A 25,736-nucleotide genomic window follows, 5' to 3' on the forward strand; every position below is an offset into this window, starting at 1 on the left:
GAGATACGCGCCGCTTGCTGCGCTTTCCAATACTGATAAGAGTTTCAACATGGAAAACCTGATTGTCGCCATCGTGGCTTATCTGATCGGCTCGGTGTCGTTTGCCGTGATCGTCAGCGCTGCGATGGGACTCGCCGATCCACGCTCATACGGCTCGAAGAACCCCGGCGCCACGAATGTGCTGCGTAGCGGCAACAAGAAGGCCGCGATTATCACGCTGATCGGCGATGCGTTCAAAGGCTGGATCGCCGTGTGGCTCACGGGGCATTTCTCGGCGCGTTTCGGACTCGACGATACGTCCGTCGCCATTGCCGCCATCGCCGTTTTTCTCGGCCACCTGTATCCCGTCTACTTTCGCTTCAAGGGCGGCAAGGGTGTCGCGACGGCGGCGGGCGTGCTGCTCGCGATCAATCCCGTGCTTGGCATCGCGACGTTGCTGACCTGGCTGATCGTCGCGTTCTTCACGCGCTACTCGTCGCTTGCTGCGCTGTGCGCCGCCATTTTTGCGCCGCTGTTCGACGGCTTTCTATTCGGCGCGAACGTGATTGCGCTGGCGATCGTCGCGATGAGCGCGCTTCTGATCTGGCGCCACCGTGCAAACATCGCGAAGCTGGTGGCAGGGCAGGAAAGCCGCATCGGTGACAAGAAGAAAGCGGAAGCGGCCACGCGACCGGCGTCGCACAAGCATTGAATTGGCAAAAGCGGCGACTCCGTATCGCCGCTTCTTGCTCGAGCCGTATATCGAGCGATCGAGCGATTAAATGGTTGGCACGCGCCGTCCGGCGGACGGCACATGCCGGCACATATCAGTCGCGGAAGTTGTTGAAGTCGAGCGGCGTATCGGTCACGTCCTTGCGCAGCAGCGCGATCACGCTTTGCAGATCGTCGCGCTTCGTGCCCGACACGCGCACGGCGTCGCCCTGAATGCTCGCCTGAACCTTGATCTTGCTGTCCTTCACGAGCTTGACGATTTTCTTCGCGAGATCGCCGGACACGCCCTTCTTCACGGTGACGACCTGTTTGACCTTGTCGCCGCCGATCTTCTCGATCTTGCCGTAGTCGAGGAAGCGCACGTCCACGCTGCGCTTCGCCATTTTCGACACGAGCACGTCCTTCACCTGGCCGAGCTTGAACTCGTCGTCGGCATACGCGGTGAGCTCGCGCTCCTTCTGCTCGACGCGGGCGTCCGAGCCCTTGAAGTCGAAGCGCGTCGAGATTTCCTTGTTGGACTGCTCGACGGCGTTCTTCACTTCGATCATGTTGGCTTCGCAGACGACGTCAAACGATGGCATTGCATTCTCCCATTTGTATCGAGCGGCGGCGGCCCGCCTGACGCCAGGCGGCTGCGCGCGACGCACTCGCTATAATCACGAACCGGTGTCATTTTACCGACCCCTTTCCCTTTTGCCCAAGGCTCGCGAACCGATTGCGCCGTACCGTTCGCGCTTCGCTGGGCGCTTGCCAGAACATCCGATGTCCGAGTCCGATCTGCTTCCGTTCACCGCTGGTTTTGCGCTGAAGTCGCGCAACACGTTTGGCTTCGACGTGCGCGCGCGTCTCGCGTGCCATGTCGAAAGCGAGGCGCAACTGCTTGCGGCCGTGCGCGATCCGCGTGCGGCGGGCTTGCGGCGCCTCGTGCTGGGCGGCGGCAGCAACGTCGTGTTGACGGGCGATTTCGACGGCCTCGTGCTGCTGATCGGGCTGCGCGGCCGCAAGCTGGTCCGCGAGGACGCCGATGCGTGGTACGTCGAAGCCGCCGCGGGCGAGAACTGGCACGACTTCGTTTCGTGGTCGGTCGCAGAGGGCATGCCAGGCCTCGAAAATCTCGCGCTGATTCCGGGCACGGTCGGCGCGGCGCCGATCCAGAATATCGGCGCGTACGGGCTGGAGATGTGCGAGCGCTTTGCGTCGCTGCGCGCAATCGAGCTTGCGACGGGCGAGCCGGTCGAATTCAATGCCGACGATTGCCGCTTCGGCTATCGCGACAGCTTTTTCAAGCAGGAAGGGCGCGACCGTTTCGTGATCACGGCGGTGACGTTCAGATTGCCGAAAGCGTGGACGCCGCGCGCCGGTTACGCGGACATCGCGCGCGAGCTTGCCGCCGTTGGCATCGGCGATGCGACGCCCACGCCGCTGGCGATCTTCGATGCCGTCGTCGCGGTGCGCCGCGCAAAGCTGCCCGATCCGCTCGCGCTCGGCAACGCGGGGAGCTTCTTCAAGAATCCCGTCGTCGACGCCGCGCAGTTCGACGCATTGCTCGCGAAGGAGCCGGGGCTCGTTTCATATCGACAGGCGGATGGACGCGTGAAGCTCGCGGCGGGCTGGCTGATCGACCGCTGCGGCTGGAAGGGGCGTGCGATGGGGGCGGCGGGCGTGCATGAGCGTCAGGCGCTCGTGCTGGTGAATCGCGGCGGCGCGAGCGGGGCGGAAGTGCTGGCTCTCGCGAAAGCGATCCAGCAAGACGTTGCGCAGCGATTCGGCGTCGAGCTTGAGGCCGAGCCGGTTTGTCTCTGAGTTTGAACGGCTTCGCCCGAACGCGAACTCGAGCGAAACAGAAATGAAAAAGCGCCGGGCGTGATCCCGGCGCTTCCTTTTTTGCAGCAGCGTTTTATCGCTTAGCCACGCTTGCGGCGCGCGTTTTCAGCGATACGCATGCGCAGCGCGTTCAGCTTGATGAAGCCGCCGGCGTCGGCCTGGTTGTAGGCGCCGCCATCGTCGTCGAACGTTGCGATGGTCTTGTCGAACAGCGTCTCCTTCGAGTCCCGCGCGACCACCGACACGCTGCCCTTGTAGAGCTTCACGCGCACCCAGCCGCTGACCTTTTCTTGCGTGTGGTCGATCAGAACCTGAATCGCGCGGCGTTCCGGGCTCCACCAGTAGCCGTTGTAGATCAGCGACGCGTAGCGGGCCATCAGGTCGTCCTTCAGGTGCGCGACTTCGCGGTCCAGCGTGATCGATTCGATGCCGCGGTGCGCCTTCAGCAGGATCGTGCCGCCCGGCGTTTCATAGCAGCCGCGCGACTTCATGCCGACGTAGCGGTTCTCGACGAGATCCAGACGGCCGATGCCGTGCTTGCCGCCGAGGCGGTTCAGCTCGGTCAGCACTTCGGCGGGCGACATGCGCTTGCCGTTCAGCGCGACGGGATCGCCGTGCTCGTACTCGATGTCGAGGTATTCCGGCTGATCCGGCGCTTCTTCCGGCGACACCGTCCAGCGCCACATTTCCGGCTCGGCTTCCGCGTTCGGGTCCTCGAGGTGACGGCCTTCGAAGGAGATGTGCAGCAGGTTCGCGTCCATCGAGTACGGCGCGCCGCCTTGCTTGTGTTTCATTTCGATGGGAATGCCCGCTTTTTCCGCGTATGCGAGCAGCTTTTCGCGCGACAGCAGATCCCATTCGCGCCACGGGGCGATCACCTTGATGCCCGGCTCGAGCGCGTAGTAGCCCAGTTCGAAGCGCACCTGGTCGTTGCCCTTGCCCGTCGCACCGTGCGACACGGCCTGCGCGCCGCTTGCGCGCGCGATTTCGATCTGACGCTTCGCGATCAGCGGACGCGCGATCGACGTGCCCAGCAGATACTCGCCTTCGTAGATCGTGTTCGCGCGGAACATCGGGAACACGAAATCGCGCACGAACTCTTCGCGCAGGTCTTCGATATAGACGTTTTCCGGCTTGATGCCGAGTTGCAGCGCTTTCTTGCGAGCCGGTTCCAGTTCTTCGCCCTGGCCGATATCGGCCGTGAACGTGACGACTTCGGCGTCGTAGTTGTCCTGCAACCACTTCAGGATGACGGAGGTGTCGAGACCGCCCGAATAGGCGAGCACGACTTTGTTGATATCGCTCATGGTGAACTCGTAGCTGGGAGAACTGAGCGCGTCGGCCGGTCCGGCGCGCGGAAAAACCATATTTTGACACTAAACCGCCACATGTCCCGCGATTTCGGGCGCGGCGGCGAGTGAGTCAACGCGTTGTTGCGGGACTGTGCGCCCCGCTCGAGAGTCGGCGCGGGGACACGGTCGATGCCCCGTTCTGCTTGCCGACTGCCTGTTGCCGGGGTTTACTGCACGGCGTTTTATCTGCGTCTTGCTTTTGAACTGCGTGTCGTCTTGAACTGCTTGCCGCCAGATCGATCCGGCGGCTCTTTGCTGCGTTTGGCCGGATGCCTAATGATTCAGCTTGCCGAGCAGCAGGAATTCCATCAGCGCTTTCTGCACGTGCAGACGGTTTTCCGCTTCGTCCCACACGACGCTCTGCGGCCCATCGATCACTTCCGCGCTCACTTCCTCGCCGCGGTGCGCGGGCAGGCAGTGCATGAAGAGGGCGTCCTTGGCCGCGCGCGACATCATGTCGGCATCGACGCACCAGTCGGCGAAAGCCTTCTTGCGCGCTTCGTTTTCGGCTTCGAAGCCCATGCTGGTCCACACGTCCGTCGTGACGAGGTCGGCGCCCTTGCACGCTTCGTTCGGATCGTCGAATTCTTCGTAGAACGGCGCGCTTTCCGGCGAGACCAGCCCACGGTCGAGCTTGTAGCCCGGCGGCGTGGACAGGCGCAGCTTGAAACCGAGGATCTGCGCCGCTTCGATCCACGTATAGAGCATGTTGTTCGCGTCGCCGACCCAGGCGACCGTCTTGCCGCGAATCGGGCCGCGATGCTCGTAGTACGTGAAGATGTCGGCGAGCACCTGACACGGGTGATATTCGTTCGTCAGCCCGTTGATGACGGGCACGCGCGAATTTTCCGCGAAGCGCTGGATGATGTCCTGGCCAAACGTGCGGATCATGATGATATCGACCATCCGCGAGATGACCTGCGCTGCGTCTTCGATCGGCTCGCCGCGGCCAAGCTGCGTGTCGCGCGTGCTCATGAAGACGGCGTGACCGCCCAGCTGGAAGATGCCCGCTTCGAACGACAGGCGCGTGCGCGTCGAGTTCTTCTCGAAGATCATCGCGAGCGTGCGGTCGTGCAGAGGATGATACGTCTCGTAGTTCTTGAACTTGCGCTTCAGGATGCGGGCGCGTTCGAGCACGTACTCGTAGTCTTCCAGCGAGAAATCGTTGAACTGCAGGTAGTGGCGGATTGTCTTGGAGGTCATGAAACAAATACGGCGGATTCACCCGGGCGAAATTGCCGGACTGGGCCGCCGTTGTTTGTGGTAACTCAATGCAGCATAAAGGATTTTGAATGTTTTGACGAGTCGGCCAAAAGGCATCGGCGGTATGCCGGAACGTGCAAAGGACTGTTCCAAAGGGCTTGTGTGCAGTGCGGAAAAACCCTGGCTGCGCTATAATCTCGCAGTTTTCTCAAAGCCCGGCAGGCAGGCTTCACGCTTGCAGGACACGGCTTTCGCACATCCGGTATGCGCCGTATCGTGCGCCATCTGATCGCTGCCCGAAGCGCCCTCGCTGGTTCGCTGCGGCGGCCGGACTCCAAGGCTTGATGCAGGATTCACTGTGGGTTCGGGTGGTCGCGAGACGTGTTCGAACAGCGTTTTCAGGCAGTCATCTTTCGCCGGCTCGTCACTGGCAGTTCGCCGGGCAGTCACACAGGGTTTCGTACATGGCCGATACACCCCCAACCGAGTATTTCATTCAAGGCATCACGTCGTCTGGGCGCAAGTTTCGTCCGAGCGACTGGTCGGAGCGGCTGGCAGGCGTGATGTCGTGTTTCGGTCCGGGCGCGAAAGGGCCGAATGCCCGGCTCCAGTATTCCCATTACGTGCGCCCGACGATGATCGGCGACCTGAAGTGCGTGATTCTCGATTCGCGGCTGCGGGACATCGAACCGATGGCTTTCGACTTCGTGATGAATTTCGCCAAGGACAACGATCTGCTCGTCACCGAGGCATGCGAGCTTCCGCCGGAGCACGAAGCGCAAAAAGCATCGTCGCGTTGAGTCGAACGCCGCGTCCGCGCGGCGTCGGCACCAGGTGGATGAACAATGGAACCCGCATCAGCGGGTTTTTTTGTGTCCGCGATCGGATCGGATTCGCGCGATCATCGATCGAAGCAGATATGCGGCGCGATGCGCAGCCGCGCGAAAAACAAAAAAGCCCGCGATGGCGGGCTTTGATGACGCAGCGGAAACAGGAAGCAGCTCGCGCGAGCGAGCTGCCGGATTCGACAATTTACTGCGCTGCGGGCGCTTGCAGGCCCTTGATGGCTGCAGCGAGGCGGCTCTTATGGCGAGCTGCCTTGTTCTTGTGAACGATTTTCTTGTCGGCAATGATGTCCAGCGTCTTTGCCGATGCCTTGAAGATTTCAGCGGCTTGTGCTGCGTCGCCGGCGTCGATGGCCTTGCGGACAGCCTTGATTGCCGTGCGGTACTTCGAGCGCAGCGCCGAGTTGTGCGAGTTTGCCTTGGCGGCTTGACGGGCGCGCTTGCGTGCTTGTGCGGAGTTAGCCATGACGGTTCCTTATCCTGTTCCTGTTTCCAGTGCCTGCCTTTGACGGCGGCAGACGCTGCTTTTAGATCGAACCCCTGAGAGCGATTGCCCAAGGGCGCAAATAGACAAACAACTGATAACTACATGAAATCCCGCTCGTTCCGACTCCGATGGAGTAGGGCAGTAAGGTGAGCGAGCTTCGAAACGGGCGATTATAGCAACAAAATCAGACACGTGGCAATCGCGTGCGCTCTTGGCTTTGCTGACTCACGGGTGAGGGCCGGCGGCAGGTGTGCTGTCGAAGGCTGTCCGGTGTCCCGAGCGGACGGCCCGATGTGCCCGCACAACCACTCGAAAGACGCCAACCTCCCCACAAATTCGCGGTCGCACCGAACGTATTTCGCGCAAAACGGTCCGATTCGGTCCCGATTACCTGGAATCTTGCCCTGACATGCTGACCGCCCTGGACGCACCCGTATAATAAGCGCCCCATGAATCTATTCCGAGCCCTGCTGACGGTCAGCGGCTTCACGCTGCTTTCGCGCGTGACCGGACTGGCCCGCGAGACCCTGATCGCCCGCGCATTCGGCGCGAGCCAGTACACCGACGCGTTCTACGTCGCTTTCCGAATCCCGAATCTGCTGCGCCGGATTTCCGCCGAGGGTGCGTTCTCGCAAGCCTTCGTGCCGATCCTCGCCGAGTTCAAAAACCAGAAGGGCCACGACGCGACGAAGGCGCTCGTCGATGCGACCTCGACGGTGCTCGCATGGGCGCTGGCGATTCTCTCCCTGCTGGGCGTGGCGGGCGCGACGTGGGTCGTGTTCGTGGTGGCATCCGGCCTGCGCAGCGACGGCCAGGCGTTCACGCTGGCCGTGTCGATGACGCGGATCATGTTCCCTTACATCGTGTTCATTTCGCTGACGTCGCTGGCGTCGGGCGTGCTGAACACGTACAAGAACTTCTCGCTGCCCGCGTTCGCGCCCGTGCTGCTCAACGTCGCGTTCATCGTCGCGGCTGTATTCGTCGCGCCGCACATGAAGGTGCCCGTTTTCGCGCTCGCGTGGGCGGTGATCGCGGGCGGCGTCGCGCAGTTCGTCGTGCAGTTGCCGGGCCTGAAGAAGATCGACATGATCCCGCGCATCGGGCTCGATCCGTTGAAGGCGATCGCGCATCGCGGCGTGAAGCGCGTGCTCGCGAAGATGGTGCCGGCGATGTTCGCGGTGTCGGTTGCGCAGATCAGCCTCATTATCAATACGAACATCGCGTCGCACATCGGGCCTGGCGCAGTGTCGTGGATCAACTACGCGGACCGCCTGATGGAATTCCCAACGGCGCTGCTCGGCGTCGCGCTCGGCACGATCCTGCTGCCGAGCCTGTCGAAGGCGCACGTCGATGCCGACGCGCACGAGTACTCGGCGCTGCTCGACTGGGGCTTGCGCGTGACGTTTCTGCTCGCCGCGCCGAGCGCGATCGCGCTGTTCTTCTTCGCCGAGCCGCTCACGGCGACGCTCTTCCACTACGGCAAGTTCGACGGCAACGCAGTCGTGATGGTGGGACGCGCGCTGGCAGCATACGGCGTCGGCCTGATCGGCCTCATTCTGATCAAGATCCTCGCGCCCGGCTTCTACGCGAAGCAGGACATCAAGACGCCCGTGAAGATCGGCGTCTTCGTGCTGGTCATCACGCAACTGAGCAACTACGTGTTCGTGCCGATCTTCGCGCATGCCGGGCTGACGCTGTCGGTCGGGCTTGGCGCTTGCGTCAACGCGCTGTGCCTTTTCATCGGCTTGCGGCGGCGCGGCATCTATATGCCGTCGTCGGGCTGGACGGTGTTCTTCGTGCAGATGATCGGCGCGTGCCTCGTGCTGGCGGGCGTCATGCATTGGTTCGCGATCAACTTCGACTGGATCGGCATGCACGCACAGCCATTGCGGCGCATGGCGCTGCTGGCGGCGTGCCTCGTGCTGTTCGCCGCGCTATATTTCGGTATGCTGTGGCTGATGGGCTTCAAATACGCGTATTTCAAAAGGCGAGTGAAGTGATCACGATGACGCGGGTTCTCGATTATTTCAGCGCTCTCGTCGCCGAAGACGATGGGTTTCCGCTCACGGAAGCGGCGCTGTCGCTCGCGCAGGACGCCTATCCCGACCTGGACATGCAAGCGGTGCTCGCGGAAATCGACGAACTCGCGCTGCGCGTCAAACGCCGCATTCCCGACGACGCCGACATCCAGCAGCGCGTCGGCATTCTCAATCGCTATTTCTTCCGCGAGCTCGGCTTCGCGGCGAACGTCAACGATTACTACGATCCCGACAACAGCCACCTGAACATGGTGCTCAAGCGCCGGCGCGGCATTCCGATCTCGCTCGCGGTGCTGTATCTGGAGATGGCGTCGCAAGTCGATATTCCCGTGCGCGGCGTGTCGTTTCCCGGGCACTTCCTGCTGCGCGTCACGCTGCCCGAAGGCGACGCGATGATCGACCCGACCACGGGCCATCCGCTGACGGAGCACGAGATGGTCGAGATGCTCGAGCCTTATGTCGCGAAGGCGGGCGAATCGGTGAGCCGCGCGCTGCGCATGCTGCTGCAGCCGGCGACGCGCCGCGAGATCGTCGCGCGCATGCTGCGCAACCTGAAGGCGACGTATCTGCAGACGGAACGCTGGCAGCGGCTGCTCGCCGTGCAGCAGCGTCTTGTGATTCTGTTGCCGGAGAACATCGAGGAAGTGCGCGATCGCGGCTTCGCGTATGCGCGGCTGGATTACCTGCGGCCCGCGCTCGAAGACCTCGAACGTTATCTCGACGACAGGCCGGATGCCGAAGACGCAACCGTCGTCGAATCGCAGCTGAGCGAATTGCGGCAGCGCACGCAGCACAACGATCGCGATTGATGGACTGACGCGCCGCTGCGTCGCAAATGAAAACGCCTGCGCAGAACAATGCGCAGGCGTTTTTCATTGCAGCGGCCGTTCGTGGATGGCGCGCATTGCGCTCACTTCGGCTGCATGCGGATCGCACCGTCGAGGCGGATCACTTCGCCGTTCAACATCGGGTTGTCGAAGATCTGCCTGACGAGCATCGCGTACTCGTTCGGCTTGCCAAGGCGCGGCGGGAACGGCACCATCGCGCCGAGCGCGTCCTGCACTTCCTGCGGCATGCCGAGCAGCATCGGCGTTTCGAAGATGCCGGGCGCGATCGTCATCACGCGGATCGCATTGCGCGACAGATCGCGCGCGACGGGCAGCGTCATGCCCGCGACGCCTGCCTTCGACGCTGCATACGCGGCCTGGCCGATCTGTCCGTCGAACGCGGCCACGGACGCCGTATTGACGATCACACCGCGCTCGCCGAGCGCATTCGGCTCGTGCTTCGACATTTCGGCGGCCGCGAGGCGAATCATGTTGAACGTGCCGACGAGGTTGATCGAGATCGTGCGCGCGAACGAGTGCAGCGGATGCGGGCCGTCCTTGCCGACCGTTTTCATCGCGGGCGCGACACCCGCGCAGTTGACGAGGCCGCGCAGCGTGCCGAGCTTCGTCGCCGCTTCGACGGCCAGCACGGCATCGTCTTCGCGGCTCACGTCGCACTTGACGAACACGCCGCCCAGATCCTGCGCGAGCGTCTCGCCCGCTTCGTGATTCAGGTCCGCGAGCACGACCTTGCCGCCGTTTTCCGCGATCATGCGTGCCGTCGCAGCGCCGAGCCCCGATGCGCCGCCCGTGATCAGAAACACGTTGCCCTTGATGTCCATGTCTTCTCCTTGATTGGATGCGTTGATCGCGTGATTCGAATAGTTATCGCTGAACGATTTTAACGGCTCGACCCGACGCGTCAAACCGCGCGATACGGCAGCGGCTGTCACGCGTGCGTCGATATTTCGGGCGGCCCGCTCAGTGCTCCGAATGAACAGCGACGTCGGGAGGCAAAGCGCGGCGCCAAACAAAAAAACCCGCCGTGAGAGGCGGGTTCTTCGAACTTTGTGTGGCCTTGCGGCGAAGCGTGCTGCTTACTTCAGCGCGTCGAACACGCGAACGCGAATTTCATCGACGGAGCCCTGGCCAGAGATGCGGCGGTATTGCGGCGCCTTCAGCGAAGTGGATGCGTCGCCTTTCTGCGCCCAGTTGTTGTAGTAGTCGATCAGCGGCTTCGTCTGCGCGACATACACGTCGAGGCGCTTCTTCACCGTCTCTTCCTTGTCGTCGTCGCGCTGGATCAGCGGCTCGCCCGTCACGTCGTCGATGCCTTCGACTTTCGGCGGATTGAACTTCACGTGATACGTGCGGCCCGACGCCGGATGCGTGCGGCGGCCGCTCATGCGCGTGATGATCTCGTCGAACGGGACATCGATTTCAAGCACGTAGTCGATGGGCACGCCCGCCTGCTTCATCGCTTCCGCCTGCGGAATCGTGCGCGGGAAGCCATCGAACAGATAGCCGTTCGCGCAGTCCGGCTGTTGCAGACGTTCCTTGACGAGGTTGATGATGAGTTCGTCGGTGACGAGCTCGCCCGCGTCCATGTAGCGCTTCGCTTCGATGCCGAGCGGCGTGCCCGCTTTGACCGCAGCGCGCAGCATGTCGCCCGTCGAGATTTGCGGAATGCCGAACTTCTCCTTGATGAAGTTCGCCTGGGTGCCCTTGCCCGCGCCAGGAGCGCCCAACAGGATCAAACGCATTTGATATCTCCAGATCTATGTCAATTCTGTGCGGCGCGCTGCGCGCTGTTTGCGGCAGCCTGCGCTCTTGATTCTTCGTGGCACGCTGTTTCGTCGGGCAGGTTTTCGCTGCGAGTTTCGCGCTGCACGTCATAAACGGCGCTGCAAAACAGACGACAGAACAAGCGGCTTAAGACTACGGGCGAATGGCGATATCGATTGATGCGCACCGATATCGGAGTGAATCGCATGAACGACCGATTATGCCATGGCTTTTTACACAGACGACCCAAAAAACGCCTGTACGCGGGCAAGATCTTCCGGTGTATCGACGCCCGGCAGCGGCGCGTCCTGCGTGACGAGGACGGCGATCCGCTCCCCGTGCCACATCGCGCGCAACTGTTCGAGGGCTTCGGCCTGCTCGATCGGCGAAATCGACAAGCTCGGGTAAGTACGGAGAAACTTCGCGCGATACGCGTACAACCCGATATGCCGATAGACGGCGGCGGGTGCGGGCGGCGCCGGCATCTGCGCGACGTTCGGCCAGTGCGGCCGGTATGCGTCGCGGGCCCACGGAATCGGGGCACGCGAAAAATACAGCGCGACGCCGCGCGCGTCCAGCACCACCTTGACCACGTTCGGATTGAACACATCCGCGGGCTCATGGATCGGATGCGCGGCCGTTGCGATCGCGCAGCCGTCCGTGGCCGCGAGATGCGACGCCACGCCACGCACCAGCGCGGGATCGATCAGCGGCTCGTCGCCCTGCACGTTGACGACGATCGTGTCGTCGCTCCAGCCATAGTGAAACGCGACTTCGGCGAGACGGTCTGTGCCCGACGGATGATCGGCGCGCGTCATCATCGCGTCGATGCCGTGCGCGCGCGCGACGTCGAATACCGATTGCGCATCGGTGGCGACGAGCACGCGCCGCGCGCCCGATTCGAGCGCGCGCTCCGCGACACGCACAACCATCGGCTTGCCGCCGATATCGGCGAGCGGCTTGTTCGGCAGACGCGTGGACGCCAGCCGGGCCGGAACCACGGCGATGAAGGGCGGAGTGTGCTGGGTAACGGTAGCGGTATCGGTATCGGTCATCGGTGGAGCGGCCGTCTTAGGCTCGACTTAAAGGAGGCTCGAAAGCGGTTCAGCGTAAAACGGCCGGCTTAAACGAGTTCGCGCGAAACGACCACCATCAGGCCCGAAGTGTCGAGAAAAAAGCGCCGCCATGATCGGCGGCGCGTTTGGGCGCGTTTGGGCTCGGTGTTTTCGCTTGCGGTCAGCGGACAACGAAGTGCCCGTTACAGCGACTCGTCGCGCGTCATCATCTGCGCGCAATCGGCAGGCGAATCACGCAACCGAGCCGGGATTCAGATCGACGGGCGTGCCTTCGACCGTCTGACGCGCTTCGTCGACGAGCATCACGGGAATGCCGTCGCGGATCGGATAGGCGAGCTTGTCTGCGTTGCAGATCAGCTCCTGCGCGGCGCGGTCGTAGCTGAGCGGGCCCTTGCAGATCGGGCAGACGAGGATTTCAAGCAGGCGAGCGTCCACGGACTTTCTCCACAACAAGTGCAATGAGGCGATGATCGAGCGTGGCTTCGACGGGAACGACCCACAGCCGCGCGTCATGGCAGGACGCCAATTTTACCGCATCCTTTTCAGTGATCAGGATGGCGTCGGCGTCCACGTCGACGAACGGATTCGCGCTGAACGCGTAATGATCGGGCAGCGCCCGCGTCTGCGGCGCGAGGCCCGCCGCGCGCAACGTTGCAAAGAAGCGTTCCGGCGCGCCGATGCCCGCCGCCGCCAGCACGCGCTCGCCCGCGAACTGCGCGAGCGGGCGGCGCAGGCGCGGATTGTCGAGATGCCAGGCGTCGCCGGGCGCAAGCTCCAGCGAAAACGTGTTCAGCCACGGCGGCAGCCCGCTGTCGTACGGATTGTTGATCAGCGTCGCGTCACGCTTGCGCGACAGCGGCTCGCGCAACGGGCCGGCGGGCAGCAGGAAGCCGTTGCCCCCTAGCCGGTGATCGAACACGACGATCTCCGCGTCGCGCTCGAGCCGGTAGTGCTGCAGCCCGTCGTCGCTGACGATCACGTCGACGTCGCGATGCGCGAGACACAGCGCCTCGGCGGCTGCCACGCGGTCGGGGCACACGAACACGGGCGCGCCCGTGCGGCGCGCGATCAGCAGCGGTTCGTCGCCCGCTTGCGCCGCATTCGAAGTCGGCGTGACGAGCGTCGGCAGCGTGATCTTCGCGCCGTAGCCGCGCGACACGACGCCCGGCGTGAAGCCCGCGCTGCGCAATGCCTGCACGAGCGCGATCACCGTCGGCGTCTTGCCCGTGCCGCCGACCGTCACGTTGCCCACGACGACGACGGGCACGCGAACGCGCACCGACTTCAGCCAGCCGAACGAGTACGCGGCGCGGCGCGCGAGCGCGATCGCGCCGAAGACGCACGCGAACGGCGTCATCGCCCACGCGAGCGGGCCGCGCTGCTGCCACTCGCGCGCGATACGCGCTTCGATGCGGGACGCGAGTTCGCTCATCGGAAGCAAGCCGGCCGGCGCGGCGCGTCAGACAGGGCGGATAGAGCGGACATCAACGGACATCTCCGGGCGGTCGGCTGCACCGACGGTTGAAAGACTGGGGCGAAGGGAACCACGAAACGCAGACGACAAAAGCGGCAACGGCAATGTGGCAACGGCAATGTGGCAACAGCGGGTCAGCCACGGAACGGCACAAGCGCCCGACAAGCACGAGACGAACCCTGCCGACAGGGCGCGCATCACGGCGACCAGATCGCGCCCGAACCCGGCACTCTAGCGCGCGAGCGGCGTCGGCCGCAAGTCGGGGCGGCCTTCGTGCGGAGCCCAGGCACCGCTCATGCTCATTCCATAACCTGTGGATAACTTTGTGGAGAACGTGCCGTGCAAATTGTCGGAAAGGCCGTGGTGCAAGCCTCGGATCGGCGAACGGGAATCCTCGGCGACAAAAAAATGTTTAAAAATCATAAAGTTGGATGGTATCAAGTGGGCTCTTGAGGACTTTCGTGCCGCCAGATCAAGGTGCTCCCGACATGTGGACACTTTTAACAATCCGGCTAAAGGCACTGACGAGGTGCTGGACCTGACTGGCCGATCGGTCTATCGTCTGTCCGGCCTGTTCACACCATTCCTCGCATGAATTCCGAAAGTCCATTCTCGTCTGCCGCCGCAGCGGGCGGCGATGCCGTCGTTCCCGTATCGGTGCTCAACCGTGCAATCGGGACGATGCTCGAACGCACGTTTCCCCTCGTCTGGGTATCCGGCGAAGTGTCGAACTTCACGCGCGCCGCCAGCGGACACTGGTACTTCTCGATCAAGGACGCGCAGGCGCAGATGCGCTGCGTGATGTTTCGCGGCCGCGCGCAGTACGCCGAATTCACGCCGCGCGAAGGCGACAAGATCGAAGTGCGCGCGCTCGTCACGATGTATGAGCCGCGCGGCGAGCTTCAGCTGAATGTCGAAGCCGTGCGCCGTACGGGCCAGGGCCGGCTGTACGAAGCGTTTCTGCGTCTGAAGGCGCAACTCGAAGCCGAAGGTCTGTTCGACGCGCAACGCAAGCGCGCATTGCCCGCGCATCCGCGCTCGATCGGCATCGTCACGTCGTTGCAGGCGGCCGCGTTGCGCGACGTGCTGACGACGCTCGCGCGTCGCGCGCCGCATATTCCCGTGGTGATCTATCCGGCGCCCGTGCAGGGCGCGGGCGTGGGCGCGAAGCTGGCCGCGATGGTCGAGACGGCGAGCCGTCGGCGCGAAGTGGATGTGCTGATCGTCTGCCGAGGCGGCGGCTCGATCGAAGATCTGTGGGCTTTCAACGAAGAAGTGCTCGCGCGTGCGATTGCTGCGAGCGAGGTGCCCGTCGTGAGCGGCGTCGGTCACGAAACCGACTTCACGATCGCCGACTTCGCCGCCGACGTTCGCGCGCCCACACCCACGGGCGCCGCCGAACTGGTTAGCCCGCAGCGCGTGCTGCTGCTGCGCGATCTCGATCATCGGCATGCATCGCTTGCGCGCGGCTTCGGACGCATGATGGAGCGCCGCGCGCAACAGCTCGACTGGCTCGCGAGGCGTCTTGTGTCGCCCGCTGAAAGGCTCGCGCGGCAACGCACGCATCTCCAGCAGCTATGCGCGCGTCTCGCGTCGGCGGGCGCGCGGCCCGTGCGCGATGCGCGCGCGCGTTTCGCGCTGGTACAGATGCGCTGGCAGCGCTGGCGTCCCGATCTCTCGCAGCATCGTGCAACCGTGAATGGACTTGACGAACGGATGGAGCGTGCATTGTTGCGTCAGCATGAAAGACACGTTGCCCGAGTGGAAACACTTGTTGCGCGGCTCGAAGTATTGAGTCCGCAACGCACGCTCGAGCGCGGTTACGCGGCGCTGCTCGATGCGCAAAGCGGGCGCGCGGTGCGTGCGCCATCGGCGTTGAAGCCCGGCCGTCGCATGACGCTTCATCTCGCGGAAGGCTCTGCGGACATCGCGCTTTCGGATGTGCAGCCGCGTCTTACGGATGGCTTTTGACGTGCGTTGGGCACAGTACTTTTGACCTTTATATGACGTGTGAAAACGCGTTGCGCGAGCATTAATTACGCTGCACGCGCGGCGCGTTTTCGCAATGAAGACCATAAAGGGCTTGTGTTTGCGGGGTTATTCCAAGTCGCCTACAATCGAGTGCTCCACAGCGTTATCCGCAGACTCCCCATAAACAGATACAAAGGAATAGCACCATGGAACATACGCTCCCGCCGCTGCCTTTCGCAAAGAACGCGCTCGCTCCGCACATGTCGGAAGAGACGCTTGAATTTCACTATGGCAAGCATCACCAGACCTATGTGACGAACCTGAACAATCTGATCAAGGGTACCGAGTTCGAGAAGCTGTCGCTGGAAGAGATCGTCAAGAAGTCGTCGGGCGGTGTCTTCAACAACTCCGCGCAAGTGTGGAACCACACGTTCTTCTGGAACAGCCTGTCGCCGCAAGGCGGTGGCGCGCCGAAGGGCAAGCTGGCGGACGCAATCAACGCGAAGTGGGGCTCCTTCGACAAGTTCAAGGAAGAATTCACGAAGACGGCAGTCGGCACGTTCGGCTCGGGCTGGGCATGGCTCGTCAAGAAGGCTGACGGTTCGCTCGACCTGGTGTCGACCAGCAACGCCGCCACGCCGCTGACCACGGACGCAAAGCCGCTGCTCACGATCGACGTGTGGGAACACGCGTACTACATCGACTATCGCAATGCTCGTCCGAAGTTCGTCGAAGCGTACTGGAACATCGTGAACTGGGATTTCGCTGAAAAGAACTTTGCGTAATTCCGGCTTCTTTTGCTTAGCCTGAAGCTCAGGATTCGCACAGAAAAAGCCCTTGTTTCGAGGGCTTTTTTGTTTTCCGATGCACCGAATGTGTGATGGCGTTATCGTTAGTCATCCCGATCGATCAGGGATGCCAACGATACCGCTCAACCGGCCTCGCCGGTCGGCTCGGATTTGCGCGGGCGGCGGCTTCGCGTCGTCGATTTACGCGGCGTCTTCCTGGTGGCGGAAGCTTTGGCTGCTTGAGGTCCCGCGTCGGGTGTCATGACCTGCGGCTCGGTCACGGCGACGTGTTCGGTAACGGGCGGCGCATCGGCAGGAAGAGGTGAACCGGTTGCATCGGTATCGGCAGCATCCGTTCGCTCAGTCGTCTCCTTGCTCGCTTTCTTCGCCTTCTTTGCCGCAGGCTTGCGCGTGCCGCGGCCCTTGCGGCGTGCGCCGTTCCTTTCGCTGTCCGCGTGCTCGTGCTGCGTCACAGATGTCTGCTCGACTGCTCCGACGTCTTCTCCGGTCAGGCTATCCTCTTCGCGCTTTTCAACCGCATCATCCGTTTCAGCCATTGCAGCGGCTGTGGGCATCGCGGTCCATTCGTCACCCGTGTCGCGCGAACTCGCGATGTCGCTCGTGCCCACGACGGCGCTCGCGCTGCGATACACGAACGTGCCCGACTTCTCGTCGCGTCCCACTTCCAGAAGCCCGCGCGATTGCGCTTCTTCGAGCAGATTGCCGAATGCGCGGAAACCGTAGTACGTCTCGTTGAAGCCGGGCTTGCGGCGCTTGATTGCGTCCTTCAGCACCGACGCCCACATCTTGCCGCTGTCGCCGCGCTCCGATGCGAGCGCATCGAACGTCTGCACGGCAAACTCGATCGCCTTCGTCTTGCGCGCTTCCAGATCTTCCTTGCGCTTCTCGCCATCGGATGCGCGCTTCATCGCCTGCTGTGCGGCCTGTTGCGCGGCCTTCGCGCTCTCGCGCTTCGCGGTGGCGCGCTGGCTCTCGCGCACCAGATCGTCGTAAAAGATGAACTCGTCGCAATTGGCCGTGAGCAGATCCGACGTCGAGCGCTGCACGCCGACGCCGATCACCTGCTTCGCGTTCTCGCGCAGCTTCGACACGAGCGGCGAAAAATCAGAGTCGCCGCTGATGATGACGAACGTGTTGACGTGCGACTTCGTATAGCAGAGATCGAGCGCATCGACGACGAGCCGGATGTCCGCCGAGTTCTTGCCCGACTGCCGCACATGCGGAATTTCGATCAGCTCGAAGTTCGCTTCGTGCATCGCGGCCTTGAAGCCCTTGTAGCGGTCCCAGTCGCAATACGCCTTCTTCACGACGATGCTGCCCTTCAGCAGCAGCCGTTCGAGAACCAGCTTGATGTCGAATTTCTCGTATTTCGCGTCGCGCACGCCGAGCGCGACGTTTTCGAAATCGCAGAACAGCGCCATGCTGACGGTATCCTGGGATGACGCCATGTATCTCTCCAATGAAGTGCAGGCACGATCGTCTCATACAACGCGGCATCGATCGAGTGCTTGCACGACGACCGGCCTGCGCGCGATGCGCTCAGGCGCCGCCAAACGAGCCCGTTTCTGCGACCGCGCCGACGAATTCCTCTGTCGAGCGCACGAAGCCCATGCGCGGAAAGATATGCTCGACGGGAAAGCGATGCACGTCGCGGGAGAAGCTCGTCATCGCGTCTTCGATGAAGACCAGTTCGTAGCCGCGATCGAAGGCGGCGCGGGCCGTCGATTCGACGCCGAAGTTCGTCGCGATGCCCGTCAGCACAATCGTGCGAATGCCACGGCGACGCAATTGCTGTTCCAGATCGGTTCCGTAGAACGCGCCCCATTGGCGCTTCGTCACGATCACGTCGCCGGATTGCACGTTGCATTCGGGCACGAGTTCCGACGCTTGCGGCGGCGGGGCGGGCGCGTCGCGCGGACGCAGCGGCGCGTCGGCGCGCAGCGACAGCAGTTGCGGGATATCGACGCGCACGAACACGACCGTGCCGCCTGCCGCGCGCAGCGCATCGGCGGCGCGCAGCGAACGCGCGACCACGTCGGCGGCCGAATGAGGCTCCAGCTGCCGTCCGACGTTGCTGTGCTGCAGATCGATCAGCACGATCGCCGTACTGCGTGGGTCGATGGAAAGCGCTTGCGCCATATGTCACCTATATGTGAGGATGTGCTCATATCATGATACGACAGAAATATGAGTCTGGCCTCAGATAATCCGAAAGTGCGGCGCGTGCCGCGGCAAGCGCGCGCGGCGAAGCGCGTCGATGCGCTGCTCGATGCGGCGGGCGAAGTGATCGCGGAACGCGGTTTCGAAGCCGCGACGATGACAGCCATCGCCGGGCGCGCGGGCACGTCGATCGGCGCGGTCTATCAGTACTTTCCGAACAAGCATGCGCTCGTTCTTGCGCTGCGCACGCGTTATGGCAACGAAATGGATGCGCAATGGAGCGCGCTCAGCGAGTCGGCGCAGGGGTGGAGCGTCGAAGAACTCGTCGAGCGGCTGTTCGCGCTGATGGTCGATTTCATGGCGGCGCGGCCCGCGTATCTGCCGCTGCTGTCGGTGTCGCTGAATTTCCGGCGCGATGCCGCCGCGCGCAACCGCTTGCGCGGCAAGTTCGCCGAACTGTTTCAACGCTACAGTCCGGCGTTGTCGGACGACGACGCGTTTCGCATCGCCGAAGTCACGCTGCAGGTCGTGAAGAGCCTGAGCCCGCTGTACGCGGCCGCGAAGCCGAAAGAACGCAAGCCGCTCGTCGACGAATACCAGACGGTCGTTTCATCGTACCTGGCCGCGCGGCTGCGCTAAAGCCCGTTACATCGGCGAATCAGATCGCGCGATGCGCGGCGTCGATCATGCTCGCTTCACGCGTCGCGAGCACATCGTCGATCAGACCATACGTCTTCGCCGCCTCCGCCGACATGAAATTGTCACGGTCGGTGTCCTTCTCGATCTGCGCGACGCTCTGGCCCGTGCGCTGCGCGAGCACGGCGTTCAGGCGCTCGCGCAGGTACAGCACTTCCTTCGCCTGGATTTCGATGTCCGACGCGGTGCCCTGGCCGCCGCCCGAAGGCTGATGAATCATGATGCGCGCGTTGGGCAACGCAAAGCGCTTGCCCGGCGCGCCCGCCGCGAGCAGGAACGTGCCCATGCTGGCCGCGAAGCCGGTGCACAGCGTCGAGACATCGGGCTTGATGAACTGCATCGTGTCGAAGATCGCGAGGCCGTCGTAGACCGAGCCGCCCGGCGAGTTGATGTAAAAAGAAATATCCTTATCAGGGTTCTCCGATTCGAGGAACAGCAACTGCGCGACGATCAGGCTCGCCGACTGTTCGTTGACGGGGCCGACCAGAAACACGATCCGCTCGCGCAACAGGCGGGAAAAGATGTCGTAGGCGCGCTCGCCGCGGTTCGATTGCTCGATGACGGTCGGCACGAGATTGAATCCGGAGTACGTCGGTGAAATGAAATGACGGTGCATGCGTTCCTCGCTGATGGGCTCGTGTGTGCGAAAGGGCCGCGCCCGTGCGCGGCTCCCATCGCAAGACGCGAAAGCGCGGGAACGCGTGACAGAAGAATTTTTGCGTCCGCGTGTCACATCGCAGGCCGCTGGTCCGTCTAGCCGATGAGAACTGATGGGAACGCAAGAGGAGTGGCATGCATGGACCAGTCAGCACAAGACAAGCCGGCGCAGTTCGAAGCGGTACGCGCGAAGCTCTTCGCGCTCGCGTACCGGATGCTCGGCAGCCGCGCGGAAGCGGAAGACATCGTGCAGGACGCCTGGCTCAAGTGGCACGCGGCCGACGCCAGCGAGGTGCGCTCGTCCGCTGCCTGGCTCACGACGGTCACGACGCGCCTCGCGATCGACCGCCTGCGTCATCTGCAGACGGAGCGCGCGACGCATTCGGGCGGCTGGCTGCCGGACCCGTGGCTCGATGGACTTGCGCCGTCGGCGGAAGATCTTGCGTTGCAGGCCGTGCAGATGTCGTACGGCGTCATGCTGCTGCTCGAACGTCTGAAGCCCGAGGAGCGCGCCGCGTTCGTGCTGCATGAGGCATTCGATTGCGACTACGCGGAGATCGCGAAGATTCTCGCGAAGACGCCCGCGCATTGCCGGCAGATCGTGCATCGCGCGAAGACGCGCTTACGGCGCGAGGGCGTGCCGGTGAAGCACGCCGATCCCGCCGCGCATGCGCGCATCGTCGAGCGCTTGCGGGCGGCGATGGAAGCGCAGGACCGCGTGGCGCTGGTGCGGCTCTTCTGCGAGGTGCCGGACGTGGTCAGCGATGCCCCCGAACGGGTCGATGCCGTCGCATCGGCGGAACGCGTGGCGGCCACGTTGATGATGCGCGGCAACGGCGATCAGGTGGAAACGGTGTCGATGAACGGCATGAGCGCGGTGGCGCTGATGCGCGACGGCGAGATCGATACGCTGCTCGATATTTCGATCGGCGACGACGAGCGCATCGTCGCATTGCGCATCGTGACGGGCGCGCTGCGGCTCGCGCCCTTTGTGCGCGTATTCGGACGCGCGGCGATCTTGCTGCTTCTGCAACAGATCAGCAACGAGGCGGCATCAGTCACGATGCGCGGCGACCTCCCAGTTGATATCCACGCATAGCACCTGCATGCCCCGCGCGGTCTCCGCCGCGATCGATGCGGTCACGCACAGGTGCGCCTCGTTGATCGACAGATATGGCGGCGTCAGGTGCACCTGCCCCGGCGCGCGCACGGCTTCGATGAAATACGGACGGCGTTCCCAGCTCGCGCCTTCCGAATGCAAAAGCGGCCGGAACCGCTTCGCGCGCTGAGACGCGCGGCCCTGAGGCAACACGTTGTCGCCGATCTGGCGCCCCGAGCCGTCCAGCAGGAAGCAGCGCGCAGTCTCGCGCAACGCGAGCAGCGGCGCTGTCGCGTCGGCCATCGGTTCGCCTTCGACGAGCTGCGTGCTCGCCGCCTCGAGTGCGGTGACGAACGGCGCGAGCCGCTCGGCTTGCGCGCGCTCGCGCTCGGCCACGCGCTGACGCAGCGCCGCCGACAGTTCGTCCATGAGCTTCACCGTCGCCTGGCGCGCGACGGGCTCGACGCTCGGCCCCGCGAAGAATGTGCCCTGCACGAAATCGACATTGCATTCGAGCGCGATCAGCGCATCGCGCTCGGTGGAGAGGCCGCCCATCAGCACCAGTTGCCCCGACTCGTGCAGCATCGACACGATGCCGGGCAGCACGCGCTCGATATGCGAATGCTCGGTTGCCTGCGCGAGGATGCAGCGGTCGAGCGTGACGATATCGGGCCGGAGATTCCACACGCGGTCGATGTTCGAATGCTTCGCGCCGAAGCCGTCGAGCGCGATCAGAAAACCGGACTTGCGCAACGCGTCGATGATTTCGGTGAAGCGGGTCGTCTCGCCGCCCGAATGCTCGGAGACTTCGAGCACCACGCGCTGCGGCGGCAGGCCGAGCGCCTTCAGGCCCGCGAGCAGCGCGTCCCCATAGCTCGTGTCCATCAGCGCGGCGGGATGCAGGCTCAGGAAGAGCCATTCGTCGTGGCTGTCGAACGCGTTGAAGTTGCCCAGATGCAGCGACTCCGCGAGACGCCCCAGTTCGAGCAGATCGCCGCGGCGTGCTGCCTGCGTGAAGACTTCCGCCGACGGCACCTGCTTGCCGTTTTCATCGTGTGCGCGCAACGACGCGTGATAGCCGATTGCGCGTCGATGCGAAACCGAAAAAACAGGCTGAAACACGCTGAAAACCGTGTAGCCGCCATACCGGACGGTGCGGCGCGAGCCTTCGTCGCCCGCCACGGGGCGCGTCTGGAAGCCGGGAGGATCGAGTTCGATCATGCTCATCGTGTCGGTCATCGGTAGAGAAGCGAGGCAAGCCGCGCGCACTGCGCGGACAGTTCGAGTTTACAGGATAGGTCAGCAAGAAACATGCGCAGAACGAAATGCCGCGGCCTTTCTACGGGTGAATCGCATCGGTCGCGGTCGTGCGTCGCCGCTTCCTTGGTATCGTGCGCGGGGTCGTGCTTCGGCTCTTGCTTCGCGTATTGTTTCGAGTGCTTCGGGTTGTGCCCGGATTGTGCGCCGGGAATGCGGCTACTGTCATGCGCACGGCGCGTGACGCGCACATCGATGGTGCGGCATACGCCCCGTAAAGGTTCCGATGGGTGCCGCGAATCATGCGCGTTGCGTTCGTGGCAGGGCCGCCATCATGTGCGTTCCTGCGGATCGGCACGTTTCGCGGGCTGCCGGATATCGGCCGACAACTGCGCGAAGATCCACGACGTCGCGGCCGTGATCAGGCCGACGCACAGGAACGTCGCGTGAAACGCGGGCAGCGAGTTCGCGGCCGTCACGCGCGGGATGATGCCCGTGAACGTCGTGAGCAGCGCGCCGGCGACGGTGACTCCGAGACTCATCGCGAGCATCTGCACGAGCGAGAAGAGACTGTTGCCGCTGCTCGCGCCGCCCGTGCCGAGGTCTTTCAGCGTCAGCGTGTTCATCGCGGTGAACTGCATCGAGTTGACGCCGCCGAAGAACGCGAGCTGCACGAGGCGCAGCCACAGCGGCTGATGCAAGCTCGTGAGCGAGAAGCTCGCCATCGCGAGACCGACGAGCACGGTGTTCGACACGAGCACGCGCCGGTAGCCGTACTTCATGATGAGGTTCGTGACGAGGCGCTTCGACGACATGCCGGCGGCGGCGACGGGCAGCATCATCAGGCCCGCTTCGAATGCGCTGTAGCCGAGGCTTACCTGCAACAGCAGCGGAATCAGATACGGCATCGCGCCGCTGCCGATCCGCGCGAACAGATTGCCGAGCAGGCCGACGCTGAATGTGTGGATCTTGAAGAGATCGAGCGAGAAGATCGGGTTCGCTGCGCGCACCGCATGCAATCCGTAGGCGACGAAACAGCCGAGCGAAAGAATCAGCAGCATCAGAACCGTTGCATGCTGAATGGAAAACTCGGTGCGTCCGTCGAGCGCCATCGAGATCGACACCATGCCGACGATCAGCAGCACATAGCCTTTGATGTCGAACGGCGCGGTGTCGGGATTGCGGCTGTCGGGCATGAAGACGAACGTCGCGATCACGCCCGCGACGCCGACGGGCACATTGATCAGAAAGATCCAGTGCCACGACGCGATCTTGACGAGCCAGCCGCCGAGCGTCGGTCCGATCAGCGGGCCGATCAGTCCCGGAATCGCGACGAACGACAGCGCGGGCAGATAGCGTTCGGCGGGAAACACGCGCAGCACGGCGAGGCGTCCGACGGGCAGCAGCATCGCGCCGCCCACGCCCTGCAAAACGCGATAGATCACCAGTTGCGTGAGCGTATGCGCGTTCGCGCACAGCAGCGAGCCGACGGTGAAGATCAGGATCGCGCTCATGAACACGCGGCGCGTGCCGAGCTTGTCGGCGAGCCAGCCGGACACGGGAATCATCACGGCCATCGTCAGCGAATACCCGATCACGACCGATTGCATGCGCAACGACAGCTCGCCGAGACTCGTCGCCATTGCGGGCAATGCGGTGTTGACGATCGTCGAATCGAGCGTCTGCATGAAGAAGCCCGTCGCGACGATCCACAACATCACCGACAGCGAGCGGGCAGTGGGCGCGGTTTGAGCGGTGTGATGGTCGGCGGCTGATCTCGTTTCGGTCGATTCGGACATGAACGCTAGGCAGGACGGCTGGGCGGGGGGAGCCCACATTCTAAGGAAAAAGCGCTGTGCCCGTATGACGGGGCCGCACGAGCAAAACCCGCGCAGACCGTGAGCAAACGGCACGCGAGCAAAGGAAGCAAGCCGCGCGCCTCGCCGTTCGTCATGGCGCCAGTTGCGCCGCCGCGTCGAAGAATGTGCGCGCGCGCGGATCGTTTGCGAACGCGGCGTTGATGCGTATCCACGGGCTCGTTTCGGCGTTCGGGCGGAAGTAGCTGCCGGGCGCGACGGTCACGCCGAGCGGCGCGCCGCATTCCACCAGCCGCTGCGCATCGTCAATATGCGGCACGCGCGCCCACACGAACTTGCCGCCCAGCGGATTTTCGAACACCTGCCAGCCACTCATCTCGAGCGTCTGTACCGTCGCGCCGAGCGCATCGCGCATGCGCCGGCGCAATCTTTCCAGATGCTTGCGATACATCCCGCGTTCGAGCAGCGCGACGGTCACGGCTTCCGCGAAACGCGACCCGCCGATACTCGTCAGCATCTTGATGTCGGCGAGATCCTTGATCGTTGCATGGTCCGCGATCACATAGCCGATGCGCAGCGACGACGACAGCGTCTTCGACAGGCCGCCGATGTAGATCACGTGTTCGAGCTGATCGAGCGTCGCGAGCCGATCGGTCGGCTCCGCCTGGAAGTCCGCGTAGATGTCGTCTTCGATGATCTTGAAGCCATGCTCGCGCGCCAGTTGCAGCAGACGGAACGCGACGGGCGGCGCGACCGTCGTGCCTGTCGGGTTGTGAAACACCGAGTTGATGAAGAAGAGCTTCGGCCGATGCTGCTGCAACTGCGCGTGCATCACATCGAGATCGGGCCCGGTGCGCGTGCGCGGAATGCCGACGAGCTTCACGCCATGCAGCTTCAGCAGGCCGTTGAAATTGTAGTAGCCGGGGTCTTCGACGAAGATCGTGTCGCCGGGCTTGAGCATGTAGCGCATCAGCAGATCCATCGCCTGGCTCGCGCCGATCGTGATGAGGATCTGCGACGCGTCCGCTTCGATGCCGAGCTGCGCGACGCGCCCCTGCAGATGCTCGCGCAGCGCCGCGTTGCCGAGCGGCGTCGCGTAGTCGATCATGCTTGCGCCGTCGGTGCGCGACACGTAGCGGATCGCCTGCGCGAGGCTGTCCATGTCGCGCCACGTCTCGGGGATGAAGCCGCTGCCGAGCTTCAGCGATTCGCCGGGATGATTGAACTGCTGGAGGATGTGCACCGATTCTTCCTCGGCGCGGCGCGGATCGGATGCGCCCTGACATGCCATCGACGCGCGATGCCGCTCCGCCACGTAAAAGCCCGAGCCGGGACGCGAATCCAGATAGCCGAGCGACACGAGCCGGTCATACGCCTCGATCACGGGAAAGCGGCTGATGTCGTTATCGGCGGCGAACTGGCGGATCGACGGCAGCCGCGCGCCCGGATGCGCGGTGCGCGAGCGTATCCATTCCTGCACGCCGCTCACGATCTGCTCGGTGAGCGGCACGCCGTTGTCGCGGTTCAGTTCGATGTCGAGCTTCATGGCGTGTCTTCCTTCGCGCTTCCTTCGTCGGTGACGATGCGTCTGTCACGGTGTGTCTGTCACGGTGGAAGCGCCGGCAACTGTCAGGTTTTCTGACTGTA

Annotated in this window: 24 protein-coding genes; 9 read left to right on the forward strand and 15 right to left on the reverse strand. The window is 63.5% G+C overall.

Translation table 11 applies throughout. The features are described from left to right. The first annotated feature begins 49 nt into the window (after positions 1-49). Complete coding sequence (plsY, locus tag AABE10_RS06995) at positions 50-691, forward strand: glycerol-3-phosphate 1-O-acyltransferase PlsY (protein ID WP_342932562.1); 642 nt, start codon at positions 50-52, stop codon at positions 689-691. A gap of 115 nt (positions 692-806) precedes the next feature. Here plsY and AABE10_RS07000 read toward each other — a convergent pair whose 3' ends face one another. Continuing rightward, the gene (locus tag AABE10_RS07000) at positions 807-1,292 is read right to left on the reverse strand and encodes a YajQ family cyclic di-GMP-binding protein (protein ID WP_087739445.1); all 486 of its coding nucleotides are present in this window, start codon (positions 1,290-1,292) and stop codon (positions 807-809) included. A gap of 181 nt (positions 1,293-1,473) precedes the next feature. Here AABE10_RS07000 and murB point away from each other — a divergent pair, with 181 nt between their 5' ends. After that, complete coding sequence (gene murB / locus AABE10_RS07005; protein ID WP_342932563.1) at positions 1,474-2,514, forward strand: UDP-N-acetylmuramate dehydrogenase; 1,041 nt, start codon at positions 1,474-1,476, stop codon at positions 2,512-2,514. Positions 2,515-2,615: 101 nt separating this feature from the next. On the opposite strand, the gene AABE10_RS07010 is transcribed toward murB, so the two are convergent. Both AABE10_RS07010 and argF read right to left on the reverse strand, forming a co-directional pair. Then, positions 2,616-3,842: an argininosuccinate synthase gene (locus tag AABE10_RS07010; RefSeq protein WP_342932564.1), complete on the reverse strand. Its 1,227-nt coding sequence runs from the start codon at positions 3,840-3,842 to the stop codon at positions 2,616-2,618. A 318-nt stretch (positions 3,843-4,160) separates the two neighbouring features. Beyond that, on the reverse strand, positions 4,161-5,090 hold the full coding sequence (gene argF / locus AABE10_RS07015) for an ornithine carbamoyltransferase (protein ID WP_342932565.1): 930 nt from the start codon (positions 5,088-5,090) through the stop codon (positions 4,161-4,163). Positions 5,091-5,554: 464 nt separating this feature from the next. Here argF and AABE10_RS07020 point away from each other — a divergent pair, with 464 nt between their 5' ends. Then, positions 5,555-5,890 (forward strand): DUF3579 domain-containing protein, encoded by a 336-nt coding sequence (locus AABE10_RS07020; RefSeq protein ID WP_342932566.1) that lies wholly within the window; start codon positions 5,555-5,557, stop codon positions 5,888-5,890. A gap of 232 nt (positions 5,891-6,122) precedes the next feature. Here AABE10_RS07020 and rpsT read toward each other — a convergent pair whose 3' ends face one another. Next, positions 6,123-6,401, reverse strand: a complete 279-nt coding sequence (gene rpsT / locus AABE10_RS07025; protein ID WP_090865643.1) for a 30S ribosomal protein S20 — start codon at positions 6,399-6,401, stop codon at positions 6,123-6,125. Between the two features lie 470 nt (positions 6,402-6,871). Here rpsT and murJ point away from each other — a divergent pair, with 470 nt between their 5' ends. Both murJ and AABE10_RS07035 read left to right on the forward strand, forming a co-directional pair. Further along, positions 6,872-8,422, forward strand: a complete 1,551-nt coding sequence (murJ, locus tag AABE10_RS07030; RefSeq protein ID WP_342932567.1) for a murein biosynthesis integral membrane protein MurJ — start codon at positions 6,872-6,874, stop codon at positions 8,420-8,422. A 5-nt stretch (positions 8,423-8,427) separates the two neighbouring features. Next, positions 8,428-9,270, forward strand: coding sequence for a SirB1 family protein (locus AABE10_RS07035; RefSeq protein WP_342933083.1), 843 nt, complete (start codon positions 8,428-8,430; stop codon positions 9,268-9,270). Positions 9,271-9,371: 101 nt separating this feature from the next. On the opposite strand, the gene AABE10_RS07040 is transcribed toward AABE10_RS07035, so the two are convergent. The 5 genes from AABE10_RS07040 to lpxK all read right to left on the reverse strand — a co-directional run bounded on the left by AABE10_RS07040 (position 9,372) and on the right by lpxK (position 13,581). Next, a complete protein-coding gene (locus tag AABE10_RS07040; protein WP_342932568.1) occupies positions 9,372-10,130 on the reverse strand; it encodes a 3-hydroxyacyl-CoA dehydrogenase in 759 nt (252 codons plus the stop codon). Between the two features lie 255 nt (positions 10,131-10,385). Then, complete coding sequence (adk, locus tag AABE10_RS07045) at positions 10,386-11,051, reverse strand: adenylate kinase (protein ID WP_342932569.1); 666 nt, start codon at positions 11,049-11,051, stop codon at positions 10,386-10,388. A gap of 255 nt (positions 11,052-11,306) precedes the next feature. Next, the gene (kdsB, locus tag AABE10_RS07050) at positions 11,307-12,128 is read right to left on the reverse strand and encodes a 3-deoxy-manno-octulosonate cytidylyltransferase (protein WP_342932570.1); all 822 of its coding nucleotides are present in this window, start codon (positions 12,126-12,128) and stop codon (positions 11,307-11,309) included. A 252-nt stretch (positions 12,129-12,380) separates the two neighbouring features. Beyond that, positions 12,381-12,584, reverse strand: coding sequence for a Trm112 family protein (locus tag AABE10_RS07055; RefSeq protein WP_007180583.1), 204 nt, complete (start codon positions 12,582-12,584; stop codon positions 12,381-12,383). Next, positions 12,565-13,581, reverse strand: a complete 1,017-nt coding sequence (gene lpxK, locus AABE10_RS07060) for a tetraacyldisaccharide 4'-kinase (protein ID WP_342932571.1) — start codon at positions 13,579-13,581, stop codon at positions 12,565-12,567. Before lpxK ends, AABE10_RS07055 begins: the two co-directional genes overlap by 20 nt. A 633-nt stretch (positions 13,582-14,214) precedes the next feature. On the opposite strand from lpxK, the gene xseA reads away from it, so the two are divergent. Continuing rightward, positions 14,215-15,594, forward strand: a complete 1,380-nt coding sequence (gene xseA / locus AABE10_RS07065) for an exodeoxyribonuclease VII large subunit (RefSeq protein ID WP_342932572.1) — start codon at positions 14,215-14,217, stop codon at positions 15,592-15,594. 206 nt (positions 15,595-15,800) lie between these two features. Continuing rightward, positions 15,801-16,379 carry a superoxide dismutase gene (locus tag AABE10_RS07070; RefSeq protein ID WP_090865657.1) on the forward strand — a complete coding sequence of 193 codons (579 nt, stop codon included), beginning with the start codon at positions 15,801-15,803 and terminating at the stop codon, positions 16,377-16,379. Between the two features lie 146 nt (positions 16,380-16,525). On the opposite strand, the gene AABE10_RS07075 is transcribed toward AABE10_RS07070, so the two are convergent. Beyond that, a complete protein-coding gene (locus AABE10_RS07075) occupies positions 16,526-17,851 on the reverse strand; it encodes an NYN domain-containing protein (RefSeq protein ID WP_342932573.1) in 1,326 nt (441 codons plus the stop codon). Between the two features lie 91 nt (positions 17,852-17,942). Beyond that, positions 17,943-18,542 carry an isochorismatase family protein gene (locus AABE10_RS07080; protein ID WP_342932574.1) on the reverse strand — a complete coding sequence of 200 codons (600 nt, stop codon included), beginning with the start codon at positions 18,540-18,542 and terminating at the stop codon, positions 17,943-17,945. A gap of 48 nt (positions 18,543-18,590) precedes the next feature. On the opposite strand from AABE10_RS07080, the gene AABE10_RS07085 reads away from it, so the two are divergent. After that, on the forward strand, positions 18,591-19,202 hold the full coding sequence (locus AABE10_RS07085) for a TetR/AcrR family transcriptional regulator (RefSeq protein WP_342932575.1): 612 nt from the start codon (positions 18,591-18,593) through the stop codon (positions 19,200-19,202). Between the two features lie 19 nt (positions 19,203-19,221). On the opposite strand, the gene clpP is transcribed toward AABE10_RS07085, so the two are convergent. Next, complete coding sequence (gene clpP / locus AABE10_RS07090; protein WP_342932576.1) at positions 19,222-19,875, reverse strand: ATP-dependent Clp endopeptidase proteolytic subunit ClpP; 654 nt, start codon at positions 19,873-19,875, stop codon at positions 19,222-19,224. Between the two features lie 180 nt (positions 19,876-20,055). Here clpP and AABE10_RS07095 point away from each other — a divergent pair, with 180 nt between their 5' ends. Further along, positions 20,056-21,015, forward strand: a complete 960-nt coding sequence (locus AABE10_RS07095) for a sigma-70 family RNA polymerase sigma factor (RefSeq protein WP_342932577.1) — start codon at positions 20,056-20,058, stop codon at positions 21,013-21,015. On the opposite strand, the gene AABE10_RS07100 is transcribed toward AABE10_RS07095, so the two are convergent. The 3 genes from AABE10_RS07100 to AABE10_RS07110 form a co-directional block, all read right to left on the reverse strand. Then, a complete protein-coding gene (locus tag AABE10_RS07100; RefSeq protein ID WP_342932578.1) occupies positions 20,971-22,242 on the reverse strand; it encodes an EAL domain-containing protein in 1,272 nt (423 codons plus the stop codon). The genes AABE10_RS07095 and AABE10_RS07100 overlap by 45 nt on opposite strands. Positions 22,243-22,604: 362 nt before the next feature. Then, entirely contained in the window at positions 22,605-24,071 is a 1,467-nt protein-coding gene (gene mdtD / locus AABE10_RS07105; protein WP_342932579.1) for a multidrug transporter subunit MdtD, read from the reverse strand. Positions 24,072-24,222: 151 nt separating this feature from the next. After that, positions 24,223-25,635: a PLP-dependent aminotransferase family protein gene (locus AABE10_RS07110; RefSeq protein WP_342932580.1), complete on the reverse strand. Its 1,413-nt coding sequence runs from the start codon at positions 25,633-25,635 to the stop codon at positions 24,223-24,225. Positions 25,636-25,736: the final 101 nt, after the last annotated feature.

Origin of the sequence: Paraburkholderia diazotrophica, assembly GCF_038900755.1 — a bacterium.
GTDB classification, from domain to species: domain Bacteria; phylum Pseudomonadota; class Gammaproteobacteria; order Burkholderiales; family Burkholderiaceae; genus Paraburkholderia; species Paraburkholderia diazotrophica_A.

Coding starts and splice junctions, on each gene's coding strand:
- adk (WP_342932569.1), bottom strand. CDS start 11,051: ATGCGTTTGATCCTGTTGGGCGCTCCTGGCGCGGGCAAGGGCACCCAG.
- AABE10_RS07035 (WP_342933083.1), top strand. CDS start 8,428: ATGACGCGGGTTCTCGATTATTTCAGCGCTCTCGTCGCCGAAGACGAT.
- AABE10_RS07080 (WP_342932574.1), bottom strand. CDS start 18,542: ATGGCGCAAGCGCTTTCCATCGACCCACGCAGTACGGCGATCGTGCTG.
- murJ (WP_342932567.1), top strand. CDS start 6,872: ATGAATCTATTCCGAGCCCTGCTGACGGTCAGCGGCTTCACGCTGCTT.
- xseA (WP_342932572.1), top strand. CDS start 14,215: ATGAATTCCGAAAGTCCATTCTCGTCTGCCGCCGCAGCGGGCGGCGAT.
- AABE10_RS07075 (WP_342932573.1), bottom strand. CDS start 17,851: ATGGCGTCATCCCAGGATACCGTCAGCATGGCGCTGTTCTGCGATTTC.
- kdsB (WP_342932570.1), bottom strand. CDS start 12,128: ATGACCGATACCGATACCGCTACCGTTACCCAGCACACTCCGCCCTTC.
- AABE10_RS07100 (WP_342932578.1), bottom strand. CDS start 22,242: ATGAGCATGATCGAACTCGATCCTCCCGGCTTCCAGACGCGCCCCGTG.
- AABE10_RS07010 (WP_342932564.1), bottom strand. CDS start 3,842: ATGAGCGATATCAACAAAGTCGTGCTCGCCTATTCGGGCGGTCTCGAC.
- mdtD (WP_342932579.1), bottom strand. CDS start 24,071: ATGTCCGAATCGACCGAAACGAGATCAGCCGCCGACCATCACACCGCT.
- AABE10_RS07040 (WP_342932568.1), bottom strand. CDS start 10,130: ATGGACATCAAGGGCAACGTGTTTCTGATCACGGGCGGCGCATCGGGG.
- plsY (WP_342932562.1), top strand. CDS start 50: ATGGAAAACCTGATTGTCGCCATCGTGGCTTATCTGATCGGCTCGGTG.
- AABE10_RS07070 (WP_090865657.1), top strand. CDS start 15,801: ATGGAACATACGCTCCCGCCGCTGCCTTTCGCAAAGAACGCGCTCGCT.
- rpsT (WP_090865643.1), bottom strand. CDS start 6,401: ATGGCTAACTCCGCACAAGCACGCAAGCGCGCCCGTCAAGCCGCCAAG.
- AABE10_RS07110 (WP_342932580.1), bottom strand. CDS start 25,635: ATGAAGCTCGACATCGAACTGAACCGCGACAACGGCGTGCCGCTCACC.
- AABE10_RS07085 (WP_342932575.1), top strand. CDS start 18,591: ATGAGTCTGGCCTCAGATAATCCGAAAGTGCGGCGCGTGCCGCGGCAA.
- argF (WP_342932565.1), bottom strand. CDS start 5,090: ATGACCTCCAAGACAATCCGCCACTACCTGCAGTTCAACGATTTCTCG.
- murB (WP_342932563.1), top strand. CDS start 1,474: ATGTCCGAGTCCGATCTGCTTCCGTTCACCGCTGGTTTTGCGCTGAAG.
- AABE10_RS07095 (WP_342932577.1), top strand. CDS start 20,056: ATGGACCAGTCAGCACAAGACAAGCCGGCGCAGTTCGAAGCGGTACGC.
- clpP (WP_342932576.1), bottom strand. CDS start 19,875: ATGCACCGTCATTTCATTTCACCGACGTACTCCGGATTCAATCTCGTG.
- AABE10_RS07020 (WP_342932566.1), top strand. CDS start 5,555: ATGGCCGATACACCCCCAACCGAGTATTTCATTCAAGGCATCACGTCG.
- lpxK (WP_342932571.1), bottom strand. CDS start 13,581: ATGAGCGAACTCGCGTCCCGCATCGAAGCGCGTATCGCGCGCGAGTGG.
- AABE10_RS07000 (WP_087739445.1), bottom strand. CDS start 1,292: ATGCCATCGTTTGACGTCGTCTGCGAAGCCAACATGATCGAAGTGAAG.